Here is a 21,817-nt window from a genome sequence, read left to right as displayed (position 1 = left end):
GATTACTCGGCGTCGGCGGCGGGAGCCTCAGCGGCCTCCGCGTCGGCCTCGGCGGCGGGAGCCTCCTCAGCGGGAGCCTCCTCCTTCTTCTCCGCCTTGGGCTTGATGACCGACTTCTTGGAGGCGTCGGCCTCGAACGCAGCCTTCTCCTCGGCGACCTTGAGGGTGGACTTCGCGTCCTTGTCGCCCTTGAACTTGCCCCAGTCGCCGGTGATCTTCAGCAGCGCGGTGACCTGCTCGGTCGGCTGTGCACCGACGGACAGCCAGTACTGGGCGCGCTCGGAGTCGATCTCGATGAACGAGGGCTCCTCGGTCGGGTGGTACTTGCCGATCTCCTCGATCACGCGACCGTCGCGCTTGGCGCGCGAGTCGGCGACGACGATGCGGTAGTAAGGCGCGCGGATCTTGCCCAGGCGCTTGAGACGAATCTTGACAGCCACGATTCTCCTGAATGGTGTGGAAGGAAACGAACCGGTCGCCTGGAGCGTGGGGTGCACACCCGGCGGAAGCTCTGAAAGGGAGGATGAGTGCTGGATAGAGGGTCGAGCACGTCGTCCGACCCTCTATTCTGCCAGATGCCGGGCACGGGCGCGAAACCTGGCGACACGACGGCTGCCGTGTCGCGGCTGCCGCGTGCGAGACTGTGCTCGTGACGCTCGAATTCGCGCCCTCCGCCCGCTCCACCGTCGGCCTGGAGTGGGAGATCATGCTCGCGGATCCGGCGAGCGGCGACCTCGTCGGCCGCGCCCCCGAACTGCTCGATGCCTTGGAGGCGGAGAGCGAGGACGAGCGGCACACGGTCACCGGCGAGCTGCTCACCAACACCATCGAGGTGACGAGCGGGGTCGGAGCGTCTGTCTCGGATGCCGTGGACGACATCGGCAGGGCGATCGCCGCAGTGCGTGCGGCGACGGATCCGGCGGGCATCGAGCTCCTCTCCGCCGGCAGCCACCCGTTCGCGCAGTGGTACGACCAGCAGGTCACCGACAAGACCCGCTACCACAAGCTCATCGAGCGCACGCAGTGGTGGGGCCGCAACATGATGATCTGGGGCATCCACGTGCACATCGGCGTCGAGGACCAGCGCAAGGTCTTCCCCATCATCAACGCCCTCGCCGCCTATCTCCCGCACCTCCAGGCGCTGGCCGCGTCGAGTCCCTTCTGGGCTGGTGAGCGCACGGGATACGCGTCGAACAGGGCGCTCGTCTTCCAACAGCTCCCCACGGCGGGGCTGCCCTGGCCGTTGCACGAATGGTCGGAGTTCGAGACCTACCTCGACGACATGGTCCGCACAGGCGTGATGGCTGATGCGTCCGAGGTCCGCTGGGACATCCGCCCGGCCCCGCGCTGGGGCACGATCGAAGTGCGCGCCTGCGATGGGCTCTCCACACTGCCGGAGCTGGCCGCGGTGGCGGCCCTCGTCCAGGTTCTCGTCGAGCACTTCTCCCGTGCGCTCGACGAGGGACGCAGCCTCGATGAGCTCCCGGCCTGGTTCCACCGGGAGAACAAGTGGAGGGCCGCGCGCTACGGCGTCGACGCGAGGGTGATCGTCGACAGAGCGGGCACGCAGCGCCCGGTGCGCGAGCACCTCACCGAGACCTTGGAAGAACTCGCCCCCGTCGCGACCGACCTCGGGTGTGCGGCGGAGTTCCGCAGCATCGGCCGCATCCTGGAGGACGGTGCGAGCTACGCCCGGCAGCTCGCGGTGGCCGATGCCGCCGGCGGCGACCTCACCGCGGTCGTGCATCACCTCATCCGCGAGTTCCGCTCCGGCCCCGAGGCGTCCCTCCCGGACGAATGAGTCACTCCTCCGCGAGCTGCCTGGCCAACCCCTCATCGAGCACGACGTCGGTGATGAGATCGGCCGCGATGGCGGCGCGCAGGCTCACGAGCTTCGGGATGCCGGACACGACGCAGACGCGCCGCGGCACCCGGCGCAGCCTGTCGAGGCCGGGTCCCGTGGCCCGAGCGTTGAGCCGGATGTCGCGCCACGAGCCGTCGGCGCGGAAGAACACGGTCGCGACGTCGCCGATCGCGTGGTCCTCCCGAAGACTGCGATAGTCGTCGCGCCCGAGGTAGCCGCCGACGTACACGCGGCTCGGCACTTCGGCAGCCGGCGATCCGAGGCTGAACACGGCGATGTCCATCTTGGACTGGAGGTCGAGCACGCGCAACGTGCTGCGCTCCCGCCACATCGCCTCACGCGTCGACGGATCGTCGAAGAAGGCCGGCACGGGGAACTGCTGCACCTGGGCGCCGAATGCGCTGCCGAAGCGCTGCAGGATGTCGCTGGAGTACTCGACCCCGCTGGTCTGGGTGTTGCCCGCGCCGTTGAGCTGGACGATCGTGGTGTTGTGCGTCTCCTTCTGTGTGAGGGCGCGGCTCACGGCACTGATCGTGGAGCCCCAGGCGACGCCGATGATCATGTTGGAGTCCACGAACTGGGACAGCAGGCGCCCTGCCGTGAGGGCGACGCGCTCGAGCCGCTCCATCTCGCTGACGATCTCCGGCATCGGCACCACGTGCGCGACCACCCTGTGCCGATCGCGGATGCGCTGCTCCAGCATCCCGAGCCGCTCAAGGGGTGAATTGATACGGATGTCCACGAGCCCCGTCTCGCGCGCGAAGCTCAGCAGCCGCGAGACGGACGAGCGCGAGGTCCCGAGCTCCTGCGCGATGACCTCCATCGTCTTGTCCTGCATGTAGTACAGCTGCGCCGCGGTGAGCGCCGCGACCACCTTCGAATCCCGCGAACGTGCGTCTGAGTGAGCCATGAGTCGTCCTCCGGAATCGATACTTGCACATATGTGCAGCGGGCTTGCGCGTAACGGCTCGTCGGGTCGATGCTGGGGGCAAGCAGAGAAGAGAGGTCGAAGATGATCGAGTCGACACACTCATCGCCGGAGCGCGCAGAGGTCCGCGCCGTTCGCGAGGCCGGGCGCACCAGCGTCCTCATCATCGGTGCCGGGATCAACGGCATCTCCACGTTCCGCGACCTCGCTCTTCAGGGAGTCGATGTCGTGCTCGTCGAACGAGGCGACTTCGCGTCGGGCGCGTCGTCGGCGTCGAGCCACATGATCCACGGCGGCATCCGCTATCTCGAGAACGGCGAGTTCCGCCTGGTGCGCGAGTCGGTCGAAGAGCGCAACGGGCTCCTCAAGATCGCGCCGCACTACGTCAAGCCGCTGCAGACGACCATCCCGATCTACTCGACCTTCTCGGGGATCCTCTCAGCGCCTCTGCGGTTCCTCACCCACAAGAGCGGCAAGCCGAAGGAGCGCGGCGCGTTCCTCATCAAGGTCGGGCTCACGATCTACGACACGTTCTCCCGTGACGGCGGGACCGTCCCCCGTCACCGGTTCCTCGGCCGCAAGAAGTCGCTCGCCGAGCTTCCGGCGCTCGACCCGAAGATCAAGTACACCGCCACCTACTACGACGCGTCGATGCATGACCCCGAGCGTCTGGCCCTGGACGTGCTGCAGGACGGACGAGCCGCCCACCCGGGTGCGATCGCCCTCAACTACGTCGAGGCGATCGGCCGTGACGGAGACAAGGTTCTGCTGCGCGACCGCGAAAGCGGCACGGAGTTCGCCGTCGCCTCGGACGTGGTCGTCAACACGTCGGGTCCGTGGACCGATCTCACGAACGACGCCCTCGGCGAGCTCACCCGATTCATGGGCGGCACCAAGGGTTCCCACATCGTCCTCGACCACCCCGAGCTGCTCGAGGCCACGCGGGGTCGGGAGATCTTCTTCGAGCACTCCGACGGGCGCATCGTCCTCATCTACCCGCTGAAGGGGCGCGTGCTCGTCGGCACCACGGACATCGACGCCGACCCGCGCGAGGTCCCGGTGTGCACCGAGGAGGAGATCGACTACTTCTTCGACCTCATCCACCACGTGTTCCCGCAGATCTCGGTGTCGCGCGATCAGATCGTCTTCAACTTCTCCGGCATCCGTCCGCTCCCCCGGCATGAGGACACCGCACCTGGCTTCGTGTCGCGCGACTACCGCATCGAGGTCGACGAGAAGGGGGCCGTCCCCCTGGTCAGCCTCGTCGGCGGCAAGTGGACGACCTTCCGTGCGCTCGGCGAGTCTCTCTCGAACGTGGTGCTGGGGTTGATCGGGCGCTCGCGCACCGTCTCCACGGCCGGTCGCGCCATCGGCGGAGGCCGTGACTTCCCCCGCACCGAGAAGGCGCGGCGCGCATGGATCCAGGAGAACCTCCCCGGCGCGGGAGAACGCGCCGATCTGCTGCTCCAGCGCTACGGCACGCGTGCCGCCGAGGTCTGGCAGTTCGTCGAGCAGGGGCCGGACTCCCCGCTCGCGAGCGGTGCCCTCTCCACGCGCGAGCTCGAGTGGATGGTGCAGCACGAGATGGTCGCGCGGCTGCAGGACGTCGTGCTGCGCCGGACGAGCATCGCGTTCACGGGGAACGTCGATGCGGCGGTCCTCGACGAGCTGGGCGACGCCCTCGCGCCGCTCCTGGGGTGGGACCGCGAGCGGCACGACGCCGAGGTCGAGCAGACCCGGCTGCTGCTGAACGAACGCCACGGACTTCACATCCCGTCCCGCACCCGCGGCTGACGGGACCTCCGACCGCCACCCTCCTCGAGGCGTACTCCCATAACAGGTGCCGGGGCTGAGGGGCCCCGACACGCAAGAAAGGTCAATGAAGACATGACTGAAGTGAACCTCGGTCTCTACTTCCTCTCGGAGTTCGTAGGAACCGCGATGCTCGTCCTGCTCGGATGCGGCGTGGTCGCCAACGTCGCGCTGACGAAGAACAAGGGCTTCGGCGGCGGCTTCCTGATGGTCAACTGGGGATGGGGCCTCGCGGTCTTCGCCGGTGTGCTCGCTTCGGCGTACTCCGGCGCGATCCTCAACCCCGCCGTCGGCATCGGTCTCCTCATCGCTCAGAAGATCACATTCAGCGCCTTCCTCGTCGCGACCGCGGCCGAGCTCGTCGGTGCGATCGTCGGCGCCATCGTGTGCTGGCTGGCGTACAAGCAGCACTTCGACGAGGAGCCGGATGCCGCGAACAAGCTCGGCGTCTTCTCCACCGGACCCGCCATCCGCTCGTACGGCTGGAACCTCGTCACCGAGATCGTGGGCACGTTCGTGCTGGTCTTCGTGATCTTCGCCTTCGCGGACTACGGCGACATCGAGGTGGGAACCCCCGGAGGCCTCGGCCCGCTCACCGCGCTTCCGGTCGCACTGGTCGTCGTCGCCATCGGCGCGTCGCTCGGTGGTCCCACCGGGTACGCCATCAACCCGGCACGTGACCTGGGTCCGCGCATCGCGCACGCCATCCTCCCCATCAAGGGCAAGGGGTCGAGCGACTGGGCATACTCCTGGGTGCCCGTGGTCGGCCCGCTCATCGGTGGCGCGCTTGCCGCGCTCGCCTCGCCCGTGCTGCTGCACCTGGCCTGACGATCCTCAGCCTGACCACTTCGAACAGCATCCTGACTTCAAAGGAGAACACCCATGGCTGACTACATCATCGCCATCGATCAGGGAACCACGTCCAGCCGCGCGATCATCTTCGACAAGAAGGGCAGCATCGTCGCGACCGGACAGAAGGAGCACGAGCAGATCCTTCCGAAGGCCGGCTGGGTCGAGCACGACGCGCTGGAGATCTGGCGCAACGTGCAGGAGGTCATCGGCCTCGCGTTGAGCCGCGCAGATCTCACCCGCCACGACATCGCGGCAGTGGGCATCACGAACCAGCGCGAGACCGCCGTCGTGTGGGACAAGAACACCGGTAAGCCCGTGTACAACGCCATCGTGTGGCAGGACACCCGCACGCAGGAGATCGTCGACCGCCTCGCGGCCGACGGAGGCGTCGAGCGGTTCAAGCCGGTGGTCGGCCTTCCTCTTGCGACCTACTTCTCCGGCACCAAGATCGCCTGGATCCTGGAGAACGTCGAGGGCGCACGCGAGAAGGCAGAGGCCGGCGACCTGCTCTTCGGCACGACCGACTGCTGGGTGCTCTGGAACCTCACCGGCGGCGTCGACGGCGGCGTGCACGCCACGGACGTGACCAACGCGTCGCGCACGATGTTCATGGACCTCGAGACGCTCGAATGGCGCGACGACATCCTCGAGGCCTTCGGCGTCCCGCGGTCGATGATGCCCGAGATCCGTTCGTCCTCCGAGGTGTATGGCGTGGCGGAGAGCTCCTCCCTGCTGCGCGAGACGCCGATCGCCGGCATCCTGGGCGACCAGCAGGCGGCGACGTTCGGTCAGGCGGCGTTCAACACGGGCGAGAGCAAGAACACCTACGGCACCGGCTGCTTCCTCATCTTCAACACGGGTGAGGAGGTCGTGCACTCCAAGAACGGACTGCTGACGACCGTCGGCTACAAGCTGGGCGACGGACCGACGCACTACGCGCTTGAGGGCTCGATCGCCGTCACCGGATCGCTGATCCAGTGGCTGCGCGACCAGCTCGGCATCATCGACTCGGCCCCCCAGGTCGAGGAGCTGGCGAGCCAGGTGGAGGACAACGGCGGTGTGTACATCGTCCCGGCGTTCTCGGGTCTCTTCGCGCCGTACTGGCGCCCCGACGCTCGCGGGGCGATCGTCGGCCTCACCCGCTACGCGAACAAGAACCACATCGCGCGCGCCGCGCTGGAGGCCGTCGCCTTCCAGACGCGCGACGTGCTCGATGCGGTCAACGCCGACGCCGGTGTGGACCTCACCGAGCTCAAGGTCGACGGCGGCATGGTGGCGAACGACGCCCTCATGCAGTTCCAGGCCGACGTCCTCGGCGTCCCGGTCGTGCGCCCGGTGGTGGCGGAGACGACGGCGCTCGGCGCCGCGTATGCTGCCGGTCTGGCCGTGGGCTTCTGGAGCGGCCTGGACGACCTGTCGTCCAACTGGCAGGAGGACAAGCGCTGGGAGCCGAGCCTCGACGAGGCCGAGCGCGACCGTCAGCTGCGTCTGTGGCGCAAGGCCGTGACCAAGTCCATGGACTGGGTCGACGAAGACGTGCGCTGATCCCGCATCCGATGACGACGGCCCCGGAGGTTCTCCTCCGGGGCCGTCGTCATGCATGGCGAGCGGGTCTGCGCTCGCCGGCGCCCGTCTGTCAGTTCTTGCCGAAGAGCTTCTGGATCTCGGCGAGGTCGGCCTCGGTCGGGGCCGGCGCGCCGCCCAGCCCGAAGCCGGAGCCCGTCGGGGTGGTCGAGGCCGCGAGGCCCGCGTTCTCCGCCGCCCGCTTCGCGGGGTTGCCCGAACGCGAGCGTCCGGCGGACTTGCCCTTCTTGCCGCGCTTCGACGACGCACCGGGGCGTCCCATGCCGGGCATCGGGCCCATGCCGGGGATGTTGGGGGTGCCGCCGCGAGCCACGGTCTTCATCATCTTCGCCGCCTGCTCGAAGCGCTGCACGAGCTGGTTGACGTCGGTGACCGTCATGCCGGAACCGCGTGCGATCCTCAACCGGCGTGACCCGTTGAGGATCTTCGGGTTGCGTCGCTCAGCCGGGGTCATCGAGCGGATGATGGCCTCGGTGCGGTCGATCTCGCGCTCGTCGAAGTCCTCGAGCTGCTGCTTCATCTGCCCCATGCCAGGCAGCATCCCGAGCATCTTCTTCATCGAGCCCATCTTCTTCATCTGCTGAAGCTGCTCGAGGAAGTCTTCGAGGGTGAACTGCTCCTTGGCGAGCTTCTCCGCGACCTTGAGCGCTTCCTCCTCGTCGAAGGCCTGCTGGGCCTGCTCGATGAGGGTGAGGATGTCGCCGAGGTCGAGGATGCGGCTCGCCATGCGGTCGGGATGGAAGGGCTCGAGGTCTTCGAGGCGCTCGCCGGTGGACGCGAAGATGATGGGACGACCGGTCACCGACGCGACCGACAGCGCCGCACCACCGCGGGCGTCGCCGTCGAGCTTCGACAGCACGACGCCCGTGAAGTCGACACCGTCCTGGAACGCCTTCGCCGTGTTCACAGCGTCCTGACCGATCATGGCGTCGATCACGAAGAGCACTTCGTCGGGGTCGACGGCCTTGCGGATATCGGCGGCCTGCTTCATGAGCTCGGCATCGACGCCGAGGCGGCCGGCCGTGTCGATGATGACCACGTCGTGCTGGTGGCGACGGGCGTGCTCCACGCCGTCACGAGCGACCCGGACGGGATCACCCACGCCGTTGCCGGGCTCCGGGGCGAAGATCGTCGCGCCGGCGTGCTCCGCGACCACCTGCAGCTGGTTCACCGCATTGGGTCGCTGCAGGTCGGCGGCGACGAGCAGCGGCGTGTGGCCCTCGCCTTCCAGCTGCCTCGCGAGCTTTCCGGCGAAGGTGGTCTTTCCGGATCCCTGCAGTCCGGCCAGCATGATGACGGTGGGCGGCGTCTTCGCGAACTGCAGGCGCCTCTGCTCACCACCGAGGATCTGGATCAGTTCCTCGTTGACGATCTGCACGACCTGCTGGGCAGGGTTGAGCGCCTTGTTCACTTCGTCGCCCAGCGCGCGCTCGCGGACCCGCGCGGTGAACTCCTTCACGACGGACAGTGCGACGTCGGCGTCGAGCAGCGCCCGGCGGATCTCGCGCACGGTGCCGTCGACGTCGGCGGCGCTGAGCTTTCCCTTCGTGCGGAGGTTGCGGAAGGTCTCGGTGAGCCGGTCGGAGAGCGTGCCAAAGGTAGCCATGGTGCTCTCGATTCTACGCGAGCGGAGCCGAGCACTCGGCGCGGGATCCGGGTTCTCTGCCCTGCTACGCCCAGGTCAGGTCGTCGATTCCTCTCAACGCGGCGTCGAGCATGGCTTCAGGAGGCCCGAAGCCCGCACCCTGCTCGGCCCAGACGCGCAGGGACGACAAGAGGGCCGCTGCATAGGCGGCCCCGATGATGTCGGATCGGACCACGCCCTTGCCCGCCGCGCGTGCGGCTCCCGAGATCGCTGAGGCCAGTCGCACCTGCCGGATGCCGGTGTCGCGCACCAGCTCGTCGTCGAGGCCCATCGCCGACCGATGCCGCAGCGCGAGCGCAAGGGGGTCGGGATCGAAGTCGCGCACGATCTCCCGCAGCACGTCGCGCACGGCAGGGCCGTCCGCCGTGCCGCCCATCGCGGCGAGCGAATCGGCGGCGGCGGCGATGCGGGCGTCCAGCCCCGACCACACGACGTCGCTCTTCGACGAGAAGTAGTTGAAGAAGCTCGACCGGCTGACGCCCGCCCTGCGGGTGATGTCTGCCACCGAGGTGGCTGCGTAGCCGCGCTCGAGGAACAGTTCGCACGCCGCCTCGGCAAGCGTCTCGCGAGAAGACGCCTTCGGCCGGCCGGCTCTGCTCGTGCTGTTCATGCCATCACGTTAGCGCGCGAGGGGCCGACCACCGGCAGGATGGACTCAGGGAGGAGTATTGTTAGACGCAATCCAATTACTCTCCGACAGGCGGTCATCGCATGCTCGACATTCTCATCCCCGGTCTCGCACCGGCGCTGGTCCCGTACTCCGAGGGGTGGGAGCTCCAGCGCCGCATCCATGCCGATGTCGTCTCGGGCGCCCGGCCGGACACACTGCTCCTGCTCGAGCACGAAGCGGTGTACACGGCGGGGAAGCGCACAGAAGAGCACGAGCGGCCGAAGGACGGCACGCCCGTGATCGATGTCGACAGAGGCGGGAAGATCACCTGGCATGGACCCGGTCAGCTGGTCGGATACCCGATCGTCCGGCTCCCCGAGCCCATGGATGTCGTGGCCCACGTGCGCCGGCTCGAGCGGCTGCTGATCGAGGTGCTCCGCCCGCTCGGCGTCGACGGGTACCAGGTCGCGGGGCGCAGCGGCGTCTGGGTCCGCCGACCGCTCTCCGAGGACAAGGTCGCCGCGATCGGCGTGCGCGTGCAGCAGGGCGTGACGATGCACGGATTCGCCATCAACTGCGACAACAGCCTCCAGGGGTTCCGCGGCATCATCCCGTGCGGGATCACGGATGCCGGCGTCACCACCGTGAGCGAGGTGGTGGGTGCCGACGTCTCCCCCGCCGACATCGTGGAGCGCGTGGCTGCGGCCTTCACCGCCGAGTACGCCTCGGCCGCGCTCGCCGGAGAAGCGGCATGACCGCCGCGCCGGAGGGACGGAAGCTCCTGCGTCTCGAGGTGCGCAATGCGCAGACGCCCATCGAGCGCAAGCCGGAGTGGATCAAGACCAAGGCGAAGATGGGGCCCGAGTACACCGCGCTGCACTCGCTCGTGAAGAGCGAGGACCTGCACACGGTGTGCCAGGAGGCCGGCTGCCCGAACATCTTCGAGTGCTGGGAGGACCGGGAGGCGACGTTCCTCATCGGTGGCTCCCAGTGCACGCGGCGCTGCGACTTCTGCCAGATCGATACCGGCAAGCCCGCAGACTACGACACCGACGAGCCGCGACGTGTGGCGGAGAGCGTAGTGCGCATGAACCTCCGCTACGCCACGGTGACCTGCGTCGCACGCGACGACCTCCCCGACGGCGGTGCGTGGCTGAACGCGGAGACCGTGCGGCAGATCCACGCGATGAACCCGAACACCGGGGTGGAGCTGCTGGCCACCGACTTCAACGGCGACCCCGGGCAGCTCGGCGTCGTGTTCGACTCCCGCCCCGAGGTGTTCGCGCACAACGTCGAGACGGTCCCCCGCATCTTCAAGCGCATCAGGCCTGCGTTCCGCTACGAGCGTTCTCTCGACGTGCTCACCCAGGCGCGCGATGCCGGACTGATCACCAAGTCCAATCTCATCCTCGGCATGGGCGAGGAGCCGGAGGAGGTCGTGCAGGCGCTGCACGACCTGCACGACGCGGGCTGCGACATCATCACGATCACTCAGTACCTGCGTCCGTCGCCTCGGCACCTCCCCGTCGCCCGTTGGGTCAAGCCCGCCGAGTTCGTGGAGTTCAAGGAGGAGGCGGAGCGGATCGGCTTCCTCGGGGTGCTCGCCGGGCCGCTCGTCCGTTCGTCGTATCGCGCCGGCCGCCTCTGGGCGCAGTCGATGATCTCCAAAGGACGGGAGATCCCGCCGCACCTCGCGCACATCGCGGAGAGCGCCGAGCTCGGATTCGCCCAGGCGGTCTGAGCGGCGACGGCGAAGGACGCGGCTGCGCCTCGGCGGTGCTCAGTCGGCGCTCATCACCGACTGAACACTGCCGTCGGAGCCCAGGTTCACCAGCAGCACGTCGTCGGTCGTCCCGGCGTCGAGCGCGTACTCCAGCACGGCGAACGGCTCGGAGCCGCCATGCTCGTCGGCGAGGATCGTCATGCTCATGAGCCGCAGCGATCGGATGATGTCGACGGCCGCATCACCGCTCACGTCGACGAGGACGTCCTCGAGCTCGTCACCGTATGCCTCCTGCTGCTGCAGGATGAACTCGGTCACCTCGCTCGTGCGATCGTCGACCTCTGCCAGCATGCCGCGTCGAGCCGTCCCGTCGACGCTCTCCAGCCCGGAGATGAGCGCCGCGGCGATGTCGAGCGCCTCGGCGGAGACGTCATCCTGGTCGGGAGCCGTGAGGTCGACGGTGACGCTCTGGTCGCCAAACTCCACCGTCTCCGACCAGAAGATCGATCCGTCGGCGCCGGATGACAGCAGCCCGAAGAAGTCGTGTTCGATCGCCATACCGCTATGAAACCAGCCTCCCGCGTCCGGCGGTAGCCCCGCCGTCAGCCGACCAGGGACTGGACGAAGACGTGGGGAGTGAATCCCGTGAGGTCGTCGATCCCCTCACCCTGCCCGAGGAGCTTCACGGGGATGCCGGTGCGCTCCTGGACAGCGAGGACGAAGCCGCCCTTCGCCGATCCGTCGAGCTTGGTGAGGACCAGTCCCGTCACGCCTGCATGCTCGAGGAACGCTTCGGCCTGCATGACGCCGTTCTGCCCCGTCGTCGCGTCGAGCACGAGCAGGACCTCGCTGATCGGGGCCTGCTTCTCGACCACGCGCCGGATCTTCGAGAGCTCGTCCATGAGCCCGCCCTTGGTGTGCAGGCGCCCGGCCGTGTCGATGATGGCGATCTCGATGCCCTGGTTCTTCGCGAACTCGATGGTCTGGAATGCGACCGACGCCGGATCCTGCCCCTCCTGCTGCGGACGCACGATCGCCGCCCCGCCGCGCTGAGCCCACGTCGCGAGCTGGTCCACGGCGGCCGCGCGGAACGTGTCGGCCGCGCCGACCACGACGCTCCGCTGATAGCCGCGGAGGAACTTCGTGAACTTGCCGATCGTCGTCGTCTTGCCCACGCCGTTCACGCCGACGACGAGTACGACGGCGGGGCGCTCGGTCAGCTTGAGAGTGGTGTCGAACTTCGCGAAGTGCTCTTCCAGCGTCTCGCGAAGCATCCGCTGCAGATCCTTGGGATCTGTCGTGCGATACCTGTCGACCTTCTCACGCAGCTCGTCGATGACGCGCTCGGTGATATCGGGACCGAAGTCCGCCGTGAGGAGCGCTGTCTCGAGGTCCTCCCACGTCGACTCGTCGATCGTGGGCTTGACGAACATGCCGCGCAGCGCGCGACCGAGGGACCAGGACTTCTCCGCCATGACTCCAGCCTACGGGTACGCGTCCGGCGTCGTGTCGAGCCCGCTCAGCTCGCCGCTGCCGCCGCACGGTCGCCGACGCGCTGGCCGACGACCGCCGAGACGCCGTCCTGCCGCATCGAGACGCCGTACAGCGCGTCCGCGATCTCCATCGTGCGCTTCTGGTGCGTGATGACGAGGAGCTGCGAACTCTCGCGGAGCTGCTCGAAGACCGTCAGCAGGCGACCGAGGTTGGCGTCGTCGAGCGCGGCCTCGACCTCGTCGAGGATGTAGAACGGGCTCGGACGCGCCTTGAAGATGGCCACCAGGAGCGCCACAGCCGCGAGCGATCGCTCGCCGCCGGAGAGCAGCGACAGGCGCTCGATCTTCTTCCCCACCGGCCGCACCGACACCTCGATGCCGGTCGTGAGCATGTTGTCGGGGTCGGTGAGCGCGATGCTTCCCGTCCCACCGGGGAACAGGAGCGGGAACACCTCGCCGAAGGCCTTCTTCGTGTCTTCGAAGGCGCTCGCGAAGATCGTCTGCATGCGCTCGTCCAGGTCAGCGATGATCGTCAGCAGATCCTGCCGGGTCTGCGTCAGGTCAGCCAGCTGTTCGGTGAGGAAGGCGTGTCGCTGCTCCAAGGCCGCGAACTCCTCGAGCGCGAGCGGGTTGACACGGCCGAGCTGCGCCAGCTTGCGCTCCGCTTCAGCGAGGCGACGCTGCTGCACGCGGCGGTCGTAGGGCACCGCGCCCTCGTGGACCAGTTCCCCATCGGGCACACTCGCACCGGGATCAGGCGGAATGAGCTGATCGGGGCCATATTCCGCAATGAGAATATCCTCGTCGAGGGAGAGCTCGGACGAGACGCGCTCGAGCAGGCTGCTGAGGTGCAGCTTCTTCTCGTGGATCTGCAGCTCCAGCCCGTGGACGCTCTCGGTCAGGCCTGCGAGACGCTCACGCAGCGAGGTCTCCTGGGCGCGGAGAGCGGTCAGCTCCTCATTCTGCGCAGAGCGTGCTGCTTCGGCCTCCGCGAGCGCAACTCGCGCCTCCGTCACGGATCGGTCGATCGAGTCGAGGATGCGAGGAAGTTCCGCCGCCACACCGGACGCCGCCTCGCGCTGTGCTCGTCGGATGACAGCGCGGCGCGCCGCCTCCGCGGCCGCCTCCCGCTCCTGCTCACGCTGGCGTTCCAGCGCCGCCACCCGCGCCTGTGCAGCACGGATGCGCTCACGAAGGGTCTCGATCTCGAGACGAGCCTTCACCTCGCCCTCGCGGGCCTGTTCCAAGGCCTCGAGCAGACCGTCGCGCGCCGATGCGTCGAGCACCGGCCGCGGCGCGGCGACCGCCTCGTCGAGCTCCGCCTTCGCCGCCTCTGCTTTCGCCTCCGCGTCGGCGACCGCGGCCTGCGCCTGCGCGAGTCCTGCCTCGAGCCGCTCGCATTCCGCCACCGCAGCTTCGTGTCGGACGGTGATGCGGTTCACCTGTTCGGCGTGCGTCGCGAGGGCGGCATCGTGCTCTCGCAGCGCCCGCAGCGCGTCCTTCGCCTCCCGCCGGGTCGTCTCGACCCGGTCGTTCGCATCAGCGCAGGCTTCGCGCAAGGAATCGACGATGACCTGAATCTCGGAGAGGCGTTCGGTCGCCGCATCACGCTCGGCTGCGAGCTCCAGTCGCGAGCGTTCGTCGCCTGAACCGGTCCGCAGCGTGTGCGCCGTGACGACCTCGCCCGTCGTGGTGACGATCGTCGTCGTGGTGTCGCCTGCGGCATCCAGCGCCGTCCGTGCGTTCTTCGCCGCGGCGAGATCCCCCGCGATCAGAACGTGGGCGAGGATGCCGAGCACCCCCTCCGGAGCCGTGACCGTCTGAACCGCGGGGGTGACGCCGTCGATCTCCGGAAGCGCGACGACGGGCATCCGAGCGTCGGCGACGACGAAGTCGACCACTCCCCTGCCGCGGCCGCCTTCCTCAGCCGCCAGGGCGAACGCGCGGGCGGCCGTGTCGACGAGCACGCCTTCAGCGAGCGGTCCGAGCACGGCGGCGATCGCCGCTTCGAAGCCGGAAGTCACCTGCACGGAGTCGCCCACGAGTCCCCGGACTCCCTCATGCCCCGCCTTGACGACCTCAGCGGCCCCTCCGGACAGCGCGAGCGCACTGCTCAGGGCCGCGGCCTTCGCCGTCAAGGCGTCGACCTCGCGCTCCGCGGTGTGCAGTCGCTCACGAAGGGCTTCTCGTTCAGCCTCCGCCGCAGTCGCCGCGCGCTGCGCGCTCTCGTACACGGCGGCATGCTCGGCCGCGGTTCCCTCAGGCGCTTCGGCATCCTCGATCGCTTCGAGCGCCTCCGCTGCCTCACGCCTGCGTGCGTTCGCGGCTTCGAGCGCGTTCTCCTGCCGCAGCACGGCGCCGCGCACGGCTGCCAGCGTCGACGCTGCGGCATCAGCCGCACCGCGCAGAGCCGTGAGCCGCATGTCGTACTCAGACACCAGTGCGCTCTGCTCGGCGATGTCGACGTCGAGCGTGTCGAGCTCGGCTCGCGCGTGCATGACCTCGCGGCTCGCCACGGACGCCGCGTCCTGAGCGTCGCCGAGACCCGCGGAGATCTCCGTGATCTCGTCCTTGGCTTCGTCGATCATCGCCTGGGTCACCGTCACCGCGGTGACAGCGGCATCGTCCTCCTCCGTGCCGAGCAGAGCCAGCCGCTGATTGGCCAAGGTGTACAGCCCCCGCATCCGCTCCTGCACCTGCTCGAGCCCGAAGGCCACGCTTCTCGCATGGTCCACCGCAGACGAGTTCTGATCCTGCTCCAGGCGGGCGATGTCCGCTCGGACGGATTCCAGCTGGTCGGTGAGCACGAGACGCTCCGTGTGGCGCTCCTGCTCGGTCCTTGTGTGGTCGGCCAGAGCCGTGCGCAGGGCGACGACGTCGTCGGCGAAGATGCGAGCCTTCGCGTCACGCACCACAGCCGCGATGGTCTGGGCCTCGCGGGCGATCTCCGCTTGACGGCCGAGCGGCTTGAGCTGGCGCCTGATCTCCCCGGCGAGGTCGCTCAGCCGCGTGAGGTTCGCCTCCATCGCGTCGAGCTTGCGGAGCGTCTTCTCCTTGCGGCGCCGGTGCTTCAGGATCCCCGCCGCCTCCTCGATGAACCCGCGCCGATCCTCCGGCGAGGCCTGGAGCACCGTGTCGAGCCGCCCCTGGCCCACGATCACATGCATCTCACGGCCCAGACCGGAATCGCTCAGCAGCTCCTGCACGTCGAGCAGACGACAGCTCTCGCCGTTGATCGCGTACTCGCTCGAGCCGTTGCGGAAGAGCGTGCGACTGATGGTGACCTCGGCGTACTCGATCGGCAGCGCTCCGTCGCTGTTGTCGATGGTGAGCTGCACCTCGGCGCGGCCGAGGGGCCCTCGCGTCGAGGTGCCTGCGAAGATGACGTCCTCCATCTTGCCGCCGCGCAGTGTCTTCGCGCCCTGCTCGCCCATCACCCAGGCGAGGGCGTCGACGACGTTCGACTTGCCGGAGCCGTTCGGGCCGACGATGCACGTCACGCCGGGTTCGAACACGAAGGTCGTCGGCTGCGCGAACGACTTGAACCCTTTGAGAGTCAGGCTCTTCAGATGCATGCGAGCACCGCTCTTTCCGGGAGAATCACGCCCATACGCTACCGGAATCCCGCGGAACTCCCCGCATCCCGCGCGGGAGCCCGGCGATCCCGTGCCGCGTGCGACACGCCGGACGACACGCCCGGCGCTTGACCCTTCCTGAGAATCTTCGCTACGGTAACCTCCGGATCACAGGACGAAAGGAGGTCACCGATGATGATTCAGCTCAACGCACAGGCCACAGGCCACGCCGCGCGTGTTCACTCCGCGCCGCGCTTCGCGTTCTCGGTGACCGCCGGCGTCCGCCGCAGCGCGCTCTCGTAGAACCACTCCACGAAGACGAAGCCCCGTCCGGGCTCTCTCGTCGATGCTTCTCCGCGCTCCTCCCCTGTGCATCTGCGCTCGGGGACATCCATTCCGCGAATCGGTGACCGTTCCACGTCACCCTCGTCCGCTCCTCTCCGGCCCGTTCGGCGGCCAGCCCTCGCGGCGATCTCCGACGGCGCCTTCCGCACCCCTTTCCATTCACCTCGAAGGACGCACCGTGAACATCACGTCGCACCGCAGCACCACCACCCATCCGCCGGATACCGGGGACCCGCAGGTCCTCCACATCCCTGACCCCGCCGAGTTGCGAGAGCTGCGCCTGGCAGATCGGCTGTCGTTCCGCATCGGCCTGTGGCTCCTCGAACGCGCGCAGGCGGAGCGCACGGCTCCGGCCGTTTCGCCCGCGCTGCACGACGGTCTCGTCCTGCGCGAGCGACCGCTCACCCCGCACGAGAGCCACGCTCGGCTCGCGTATCACCTGCAGCAGCAGCTGCGCTGAGAGACGCCGTGACCACGCGTCTCTGCACCACCGTCGCCCTGCATCCGCTCGTGCTCCCCGCGCGGGCGGATGCAGGCGGCGCCCACCCCCTCGAATCCGTCACCGAGACCACCCGACGCACGCCCTCCGCATGCCTGGGGCGTCTGGAAGAAGAGAACGACATGACCACTGTGACCATCGCACCGCTCACGGTTCCCCACGACGTGCACGCCGACGACGCCGCCGACTTCCTCGCGTTCGCCGCGCTGAGCCGCCGCATCTGCGACGAGTCCGTCGGCCTCCCCGAGCTCTCGCCCTCGGCGGCGGAGATGCTCCCCGCATGGCTGGACGACACCGACAGCCGTCAGGTCGGATTCGTCGCGCGTGACGACGAAGGGATCGTCGGCGCCGTGAACGTGTCGTACCCTCAGGAGGACGGCGCCAGGGTGGCCGAGATCGACCTCCTGGTGCCGCAGGAGCACTGGGGCAACGGCGTCGAGGAGGCTCTGCTGGCGAGGGCCGAGGCCGACGCCGACGCGAACGGGCGCGACATCCTGCAGAGCTGGACGCTCCATCGCCCTGTGGACGGGGAGGACATGCTCGTTCCGAAGACCGGCTGGGGACGCGTGCCCCGCACTCCCCTTGCGGAGCTGCTCGCCCGCAGCGGGTATTCCCTCGAGCAGGTCGAGCGAAACAGCGAGCTGGACCTGCGCGCCGATGACTCCGTTCTGCGGCAGAAGCTGGCCGAAGCCGAAGAGGTGGCGGGCGCCGACTATCGCGTCGTGTCGTGGACGCTGCCGACACCGCCGGCGCTCCGCGACGGCTACGCTGCCGTGCTGGCGCGGCTGTCGACCGACGCTCCGAGCGGCGACATGGACTTCGTCGCCGAGGAATGGGACGCCGACCGTGTCGTCCGGCGCGACGCGCGCCTGACGGGCGCCGGTCAGCTCGTGTCGGTCGTGGCGGTCGAGCACGTGCCGACCGGGGAGCTCGTTGCCTACAACGAATTGCTCATCCCCTCCGACCGCTCGGGCGTCACGCATCAGTTCGGCACCCTCGTGGCACGTCATCATCGAGGACATCGGCTCGGGACCATCGTGAAGTGCGCCAACCTGCTGCGCTGGCGGGAGCTGGTTCCCACCTCACCGCGGGTGTCGACGTTCAACGCCGAGGAGAACCGGCCCATGCTCGACATCAACGAGGCCATCGGGTTCGTCCCGGTCTCGTACGCGGGCGCCTGGCAGAAGAGGGTCTGAAGGGCTGGGCGCCGGCGCGCCGACGGACGGGTCCGGATCATCCCGGGGATGTATCCGGATCCGTCCGACGACCGATGCTCCCGCACGCCGGCGTCGGCAGGCTGGAAGCATGAACAGACCCGTGCTCGAAGCCCACGCGCTGACAAAGTCCTACGGCTCGACCCGTGCTCTCGCCGGTGTCGACCTCGCCGTCGCCCGAGGCGAGTCCGTCGCCATCATGGGTGCATCGGGGTCGGGTAAGACGACACTCCTGCACGTCCTCGCCGGCATCGTCGCACCTGATAGCGGCACCGTGACGTTCCGTCCCGCCGTGGGATCGGAAGTCGAGGTCACCGCTCTCGGCGAGACCGCACGCTCCCGCCTTCGACGTGAGCGCCTCGGCTTCGTGTTCCAGCAGGGCCTTCTCATCCCCGAGCTGACGGCTGTCGAGAACGTCGCGCTCGCCTCGATGATCAACGGCGTCAAGAAGGCGGATGCCGTGCAGCATGCGTCATCGTGGCTCACAGCGCTCGGCCTCGCCGGGATGGAGGACCGGCGCATCGGAGAACTGTCGGGCGGACAGGCGCAGCGCGTCGCCATCGCCCGCGCGCAGGCGACGGGCGCCGAGCTGGTGTTCGCCGATGAACCGACCGGCGCCCTGGACTCGCAGACGTCACGCGAGGTGATGGATGCACTGCTGTGGTCGACGACCGGGCAGGGGCGGACTCTCGTCGTCGTCACGCACGACGCCGACGTGGCAGCGCGATGCTCACGCGTCGTCGCCGTACGCGACGGGCGCATCGTCTCCTCGGCGGTGAACGCATGAACGCGCGCGTCCTGGCGCTGCTGCTCCGTCCGTCGCCGGGCCAGAACAGCGTGATCGCGCTACCCGTGGTGGCGTTCGGCATCGTCACGGCCCTCGTGCTCACGGTCGTGGGCGGTGCGCAGTCGTTCTGGGCATGGACCGACGCGTACGCACCGCTGTACCAGGCGCTCGCCGCGATCGCCCTCGCCCTGCTGATCGTGCCGCTCATGGGGCTCGGGGGCGCGGCGGCGCGGCTGTCCGCTCGGCGCAGGGATGAGCGGCTGTCCACGCTCCGGTTGCTGGGAGTCACCCCTGCCGGCGTCGGTGTGGCGACGGTGCTCGAATCCGTGCTGCTCGCGGGTGCCGGTGCCGTGGCGGGAGTGCTGGGCTATCTCGCCCTCAGCCCGCTGATCGGCCTGATCCCTTTCCGCGGAGAGGCGCTGGGAGTAGCGGCCGTGCTGCTGCCGGTGCCGTCCGTCATGGCGGTGGTCGGTGCCGTGCTCGTCGTCGCGGCGGGCAGCGCAGCCCTCGGACTGCGCCGTGTCGTGATCTCACCGCTCGGCGTGCGAACTCGTGCCGCCGCGTCTGGGGTGCACTGGTGGCGCATCGTGCTCGGGCTGAGCGCGATCGCGATGGCCTTCGTGCTCATCTCGGTCGTGCCGCAGATCGCCGGTCTCGTCACCACGATCGTGGTGCTCTCCCTGCTGTTCGGAGCTGCCCTGGCGGTGCTCAACCTGATCGGCCCGTGGGTGCTCAAGGTCTCGGCGTCGCGGCAGCTGCGCCGGGCGGCGGTGCCGGAACGGCTTCTCGCCGCACGGATCGTGCTCGACTCCCCCAAGGCCGCGTGGCGGCAGGTGAGCGGCATCGCGATGGCCAGCTTCATGGCCGTCTTCGCCGGCACCGGCGTGTCGCTCATGAACGTGCTGGGGGCGGAGGGGGCCGCGGCGTCGGACATCGCCCTGGTCGAGGACATGCGCACGGGCCTCATCATCACGCTCGTCGCCTCGTTCCTCATGGTCGCGGCATCCGTGGGGGTGAACCAGGCATCGGGCATCCTCGACGAACACGAGCTGCATCGCAGCCTCCACTACCTCGGCGTGCCGCTCGAGACCGTGGACCGCGCGCGTCGCAGGGCGATCATGTCGCCGCTGCTCATCACGGCGATCGGGTCGGCGGTGTGCGCGGGCGTGCTCGTGTTCCCGCTCCTGGGTATCGCGATGATCGTCGCGCCGCTCTCCCTCCTGACCATCACCCTGGTCGTCGGTGCGGGGATCGCCGTGGTCTGGCTCAGCACGACCGCGACGCGGCCTCTGCTCGCGAGGTCGTTCGCGGCCGCGTGAGCGCTCCCGCTGTCAGCGGACGCGCTGGCAGCGGGGGCAGAAGTGCGAGGAGCGGTTCATGAACGCTTCGCGCCGGATCGGCGTCCCGCATCGTGCGCAGGGAGCACCGGTGCGTCCGTATGCGTTCAACGAGTGCGCGAAGTAACCCGCCTGCCCGTTCACGTTCACGTATTGCGCGTCGAAGCTGGTCCCGCCCTCGGCGAGGGCCTTGAGGAGCACGGCCCTGATCTCTCCGAGGAGTCGGCGGACGGCCTGCGTCGACAGGGCCGAGGCGGGCTTCTCGGGGTGAATGCGGGCCGCCCACAGCGCCTCATCCGCATAGATGTTGCCCACCCCGCTGATCACGGTCTGATCGAGCAGCACCCGCTTGATTGCGCTGCTCCTGCGACGGACCGCGTCCCGGAACCGCACGTCGTCGAAGAGAGTGTCGAGAGGATCGCGCGCGATGTGGGCTGCCTGTGTGGGGATGCGCGTGGGGCCGTCGTCGACGAGCGCGTCGACCGCGAGCGAACCGAACGTCCGCTGGTCGGAGAAGACCACGGCGAGCTCGCCGTGCGACGGATGCTCCAGATGGATCCGGATGCGCTCATGCCGCTCCGCCGGCGCGTCCGGACGGCGCAGCAGCATCTGTCCGCTCATGCCCAGGTGCGCGATGAGGGCACGATCGCCGTCGTCGAGCGCCAACCACAGGAACTTGCCCCGTCGGTCGGCATCGACGAACCGCCGGCCTTCGAGCTGAGTCGCGAAGTCCTCAGCGCCCGCGGGGTGACGTGTGAGCGCGCGCTCGTCGAAGACGCTGACAGCCGAGATCAGCGAGCCCGTGGTCGCCGGTGCGAGCCCAGCCCGCACGACCTCCACCTCGGGAAGTTCAGGCACGGTCGTTGAGCTCGTGCCACGCGTTGAGCGCAGCAGCCATCTCCGCCGTCTTCTTGCTCGTGCCGTTTCCGGTCATCGTCACGTCGCCCACGACGACCGTCGCGGTGAACCGACGGTCGTGATCTGGGCCACTCGCCTCGACCGAGTACTGGGGTGGCGTCGCACCCACGCGAGCTGCGAGCTCCTGAAGGCTCGTCTTCGGGTCCATCGCGGCGCCGTAACGCTCCGGGTCGGCGAGCAGCGGCTTCGTCAGCCGCAGCACGAGCTCGGTCGCGGCATCGGGCCCCGCGGAGAGGTAGGTCGCCCCGATCACAGCCTCCATGGTGTCGGCCAGGATCGAGTCCTTGTCGCGGCCGCCCGTCTGCTCCTCCCCTCGCCCGAGGAGAAGGTGGCTGCCGAGACCGATGCCGCGGGCGACCTCGGCGAGGGCGACGGTCGACACGACGCTTGCGCGTCGCTTGGCCAGTTCGCCCTCGTCGAGCTCCGGGTGCGTCGTGAAGAGCATCACCGTGACGGCCTGCCCGAGCACCGAGTCGCCGAGGAACTCGAGTCGCTCGTTGTGCGGGATCCCACCGTGCTCGTACGCGTACGAGCGATGAGTGAGGGCCAACTCCAGAAGCTCCGCGTCGATGTCGACGCGGAGCTTTGCCGGAAGAGACTTCGCCGCCTCAGCGACCTCAGTCACGATCTG

At 68.7% G+C, this 21,817-nt stretch carries 19 protein-coding genes; 10 read left to right on the top strand and 9 right to left on the bottom strand.

Translation table 11 applies throughout. The features are described 5' to 3' along the window. Positions 1–2 precede the first annotated feature (2 nt). A complete protein-coding gene (gene rpsP, locus AB663_RS11605; RefSeq protein WP_067199118.1) occupies positions 3–440 on the bottom strand; it encodes a 30S ribosomal protein S16 in 438 nt (145 codons plus the stop codon). 209 nt (positions 441–649) lie between these two features. Between rpsP and AB663_RS11600 the strand changes: the two genes are divergently transcribed. Further along, positions 650–1,801, top strand: coding sequence for a glutamate--cysteine ligase (locus tag AB663_RS11600; protein WP_067202640.1), 1,152 nt, complete (start codon positions 650–652; stop codon positions 1,799–1,801). A gap of 1 nt (position 1,802) precedes the next feature. Here AB663_RS11600 and AB663_RS11595 read toward each other — a convergent pair whose 3' ends face one another. Then, a complete protein-coding gene (locus AB663_RS11595) occupies positions 1,803–2,774 on the bottom strand; it encodes a sugar-binding transcriptional regulator (protein ID WP_067199116.1) in 972 nt (323 codons plus the stop codon). Positions 2,775–2,876: 102 nt separating this feature from the next. Between AB663_RS11595 and AB663_RS11590 the strand changes: the two genes are divergently transcribed. The 3 genes from AB663_RS11590 (at position 2,877) to glpK (ending at position 7,001) form a co-directional block, all read left to right on the top strand. After that, on the top strand, positions 2,877–4,586 hold the full coding sequence (locus AB663_RS11590; RefSeq protein ID WP_067199114.1) for a glycerol-3-phosphate dehydrogenase/oxidase: 1,710 nt from the start codon (positions 2,877–2,879) through the stop codon (positions 4,584–4,586). 93 nt (positions 4,587–4,679) lie between these two features. After that, a complete protein-coding gene (locus tag AB663_RS11585; protein WP_083511223.1) occupies positions 4,680–5,432 on the top strand; it encodes an MIP/aquaporin family protein in 753 nt (250 codons plus the stop codon). Positions 5,433–5,486: 54 nt separating this feature from the next. Next, positions 5,487–7,001: a glycerol kinase GlpK gene (glpK, locus tag AB663_RS11580; RefSeq protein ID WP_067199112.1), complete on the top strand. Its 1,515-nt coding sequence runs from the start codon at positions 5,487–5,489 to the stop codon at positions 6,999–7,001. Positions 7,002–7,092: 91 nt separating this feature from the next. Here glpK and ffh read toward each other — a convergent pair whose 3' ends face one another. Both ffh and AB663_RS11570 read right to left on the bottom strand, forming a co-directional pair. Continuing rightward, positions 7,093–8,646: a signal recognition particle protein gene (gene ffh / locus AB663_RS11575; RefSeq protein ID WP_067199111.1), complete on the bottom strand. Its 1,554-nt coding sequence runs from the start codon at positions 8,644–8,646 to the stop codon at positions 7,093–7,095. A 64-nt stretch (positions 8,647–8,710) separates the two neighbouring features. Beyond that, a complete protein-coding gene (locus AB663_RS11570; protein WP_067199110.1) occupies positions 8,711–9,295 on the bottom strand; it encodes a TetR/AcrR family transcriptional regulator in 585 nt (194 codons plus the stop codon). A gap of 101 nt (positions 9,296–9,396) precedes the next feature. Here AB663_RS11570 and lipB point away from each other — a divergent pair, with 101 nt between their 5' ends. Continuing rightward, positions 9,397–10,050: a lipoyl(octanoyl) transferase LipB gene (gene lipB / locus AB663_RS11565; RefSeq protein ID WP_067199108.1), complete on the top strand. Its 654-nt coding sequence runs from the start codon at positions 9,397–9,399 to the stop codon at positions 10,048–10,050. Then, entirely contained in the window at positions 10,047–11,036 is a 990-nt protein-coding gene (gene lipA, locus AB663_RS11560) for a lipoyl synthase (RefSeq protein WP_067199107.1), read from the top strand. The genes lipB and lipA overlap by 4 nt, the downstream gene beginning before the upstream one ends. A gap of 39 nt (positions 11,037–11,075) precedes the next feature. Here the strand turns inward: lipA and AB663_RS11555 are convergent, their stop codons facing one another. The 3 genes from AB663_RS11555 to smc are packed head-to-tail and all read right to left on the bottom strand — an operon-like array spanning position 11,076 to position 16,086. Beyond that, positions 11,076–11,576, bottom strand: a complete 501-nt coding sequence (locus tag AB663_RS11555) for a DUF2004 domain-containing protein (RefSeq protein ID WP_067199105.1) — start codon at positions 11,574–11,576, stop codon at positions 11,076–11,078. A gap of 44 nt (positions 11,577–11,620) precedes the next feature. Then, positions 11,621–12,493 carry a signal recognition particle-docking protein FtsY gene (gene ftsY / locus AB663_RS11550; RefSeq protein WP_067199103.1) on the bottom strand — a complete coding sequence of 291 codons (873 nt, stop codon included), beginning with the start codon at positions 12,491–12,493 and terminating at the stop codon, positions 11,621–11,623. A 44-nt stretch (positions 12,494–12,537) separates the two neighbouring features. After that, positions 12,538–16,086: a chromosome segregation protein SMC gene (gene smc, locus AB663_RS11545; protein WP_067199100.1), complete on the bottom strand. Its 3,549-nt coding sequence runs from the start codon at positions 16,084–16,086 to the stop codon at positions 12,538–12,540. 523 nt (positions 16,087–16,609) lie between these two features. Between smc and AB663_RS11540 the strand changes: the two genes are divergently transcribed. From AB663_RS11540 to AB663_RS11525, 4 genes are all read left to right on the top strand, one after another. Continuing rightward, positions 16,610–16,891 (top strand): hypothetical protein, encoded by a 282-nt coding sequence (locus tag AB663_RS11540; RefSeq protein WP_067199099.1) that lies wholly within the window; start codon positions 16,610–16,612, stop codon positions 16,889–16,891. Between the two features lie 8 nt (positions 16,892–16,899). Next, a complete protein-coding gene (locus AB663_RS11535; RefSeq protein ID WP_232304534.1) occupies positions 16,900–18,126 on the top strand; it encodes a GNAT family N-acetyltransferase in 1,227 nt (408 codons plus the stop codon). A 109-nt stretch (positions 18,127–18,235) separates the two neighbouring features. Further along, a complete protein-coding gene (locus AB663_RS11530) occupies positions 18,236–18,931 on the top strand; it encodes an ABC transporter ATP-binding protein (protein WP_067199098.1) in 696 nt (231 codons plus the stop codon). Continuing rightward, the gene (locus AB663_RS11525) at positions 18,928–20,250 is read left to right on the top strand and encodes an FtsX-like permease family protein (RefSeq protein WP_067199097.1); all 1,323 of its coding nucleotides are present in this window, start codon (positions 18,928–18,930) and stop codon (positions 20,248–20,250) included. The genes AB663_RS11530 and AB663_RS11525 overlap by 4 nt, the downstream gene beginning before the upstream one ends. Positions 20,251–20,262: 12 nt before the next feature. On the opposite strand, the gene mutM is transcribed toward AB663_RS11525, so the two are convergent. Both mutM and rnc read right to left on the bottom strand, forming a co-directional pair. After that, positions 20,263–21,126, bottom strand: a complete 864-nt coding sequence (gene mutM, locus AB663_RS11520) for a bifunctional DNA-formamidopyrimidine glycosylase/DNA-(apurinic or apyrimidinic site) lyase (RefSeq protein WP_067199095.1) — start codon at positions 21,124–21,126, stop codon at positions 20,263–20,265. After that, on the bottom strand, positions 21,119–21,811 hold the full coding sequence (gene rnc / locus AB663_RS11515) for a ribonuclease III (protein ID WP_067199093.1): 693 nt from the start codon (positions 21,809–21,811) through the stop codon (positions 21,119–21,121). The genes mutM and rnc overlap by 8 nt, the downstream gene beginning before the upstream one ends. Positions 21,812–21,817 lie beyond the last annotated feature (6 nt).

The sequence above is a fragment of the Microbacterium sp. XT11 genome (assembly GCF_001513675.1).
Taxonomy (GTDB): domain Bacteria; phylum Actinomycetota; class Actinomycetes; order Actinomycetales; family Microbacteriaceae; genus Microbacterium.
Note: the sequence above shows the minus strand (reverse complement) of the source record. Positions and strands in the feature narration are given on the sequence as shown.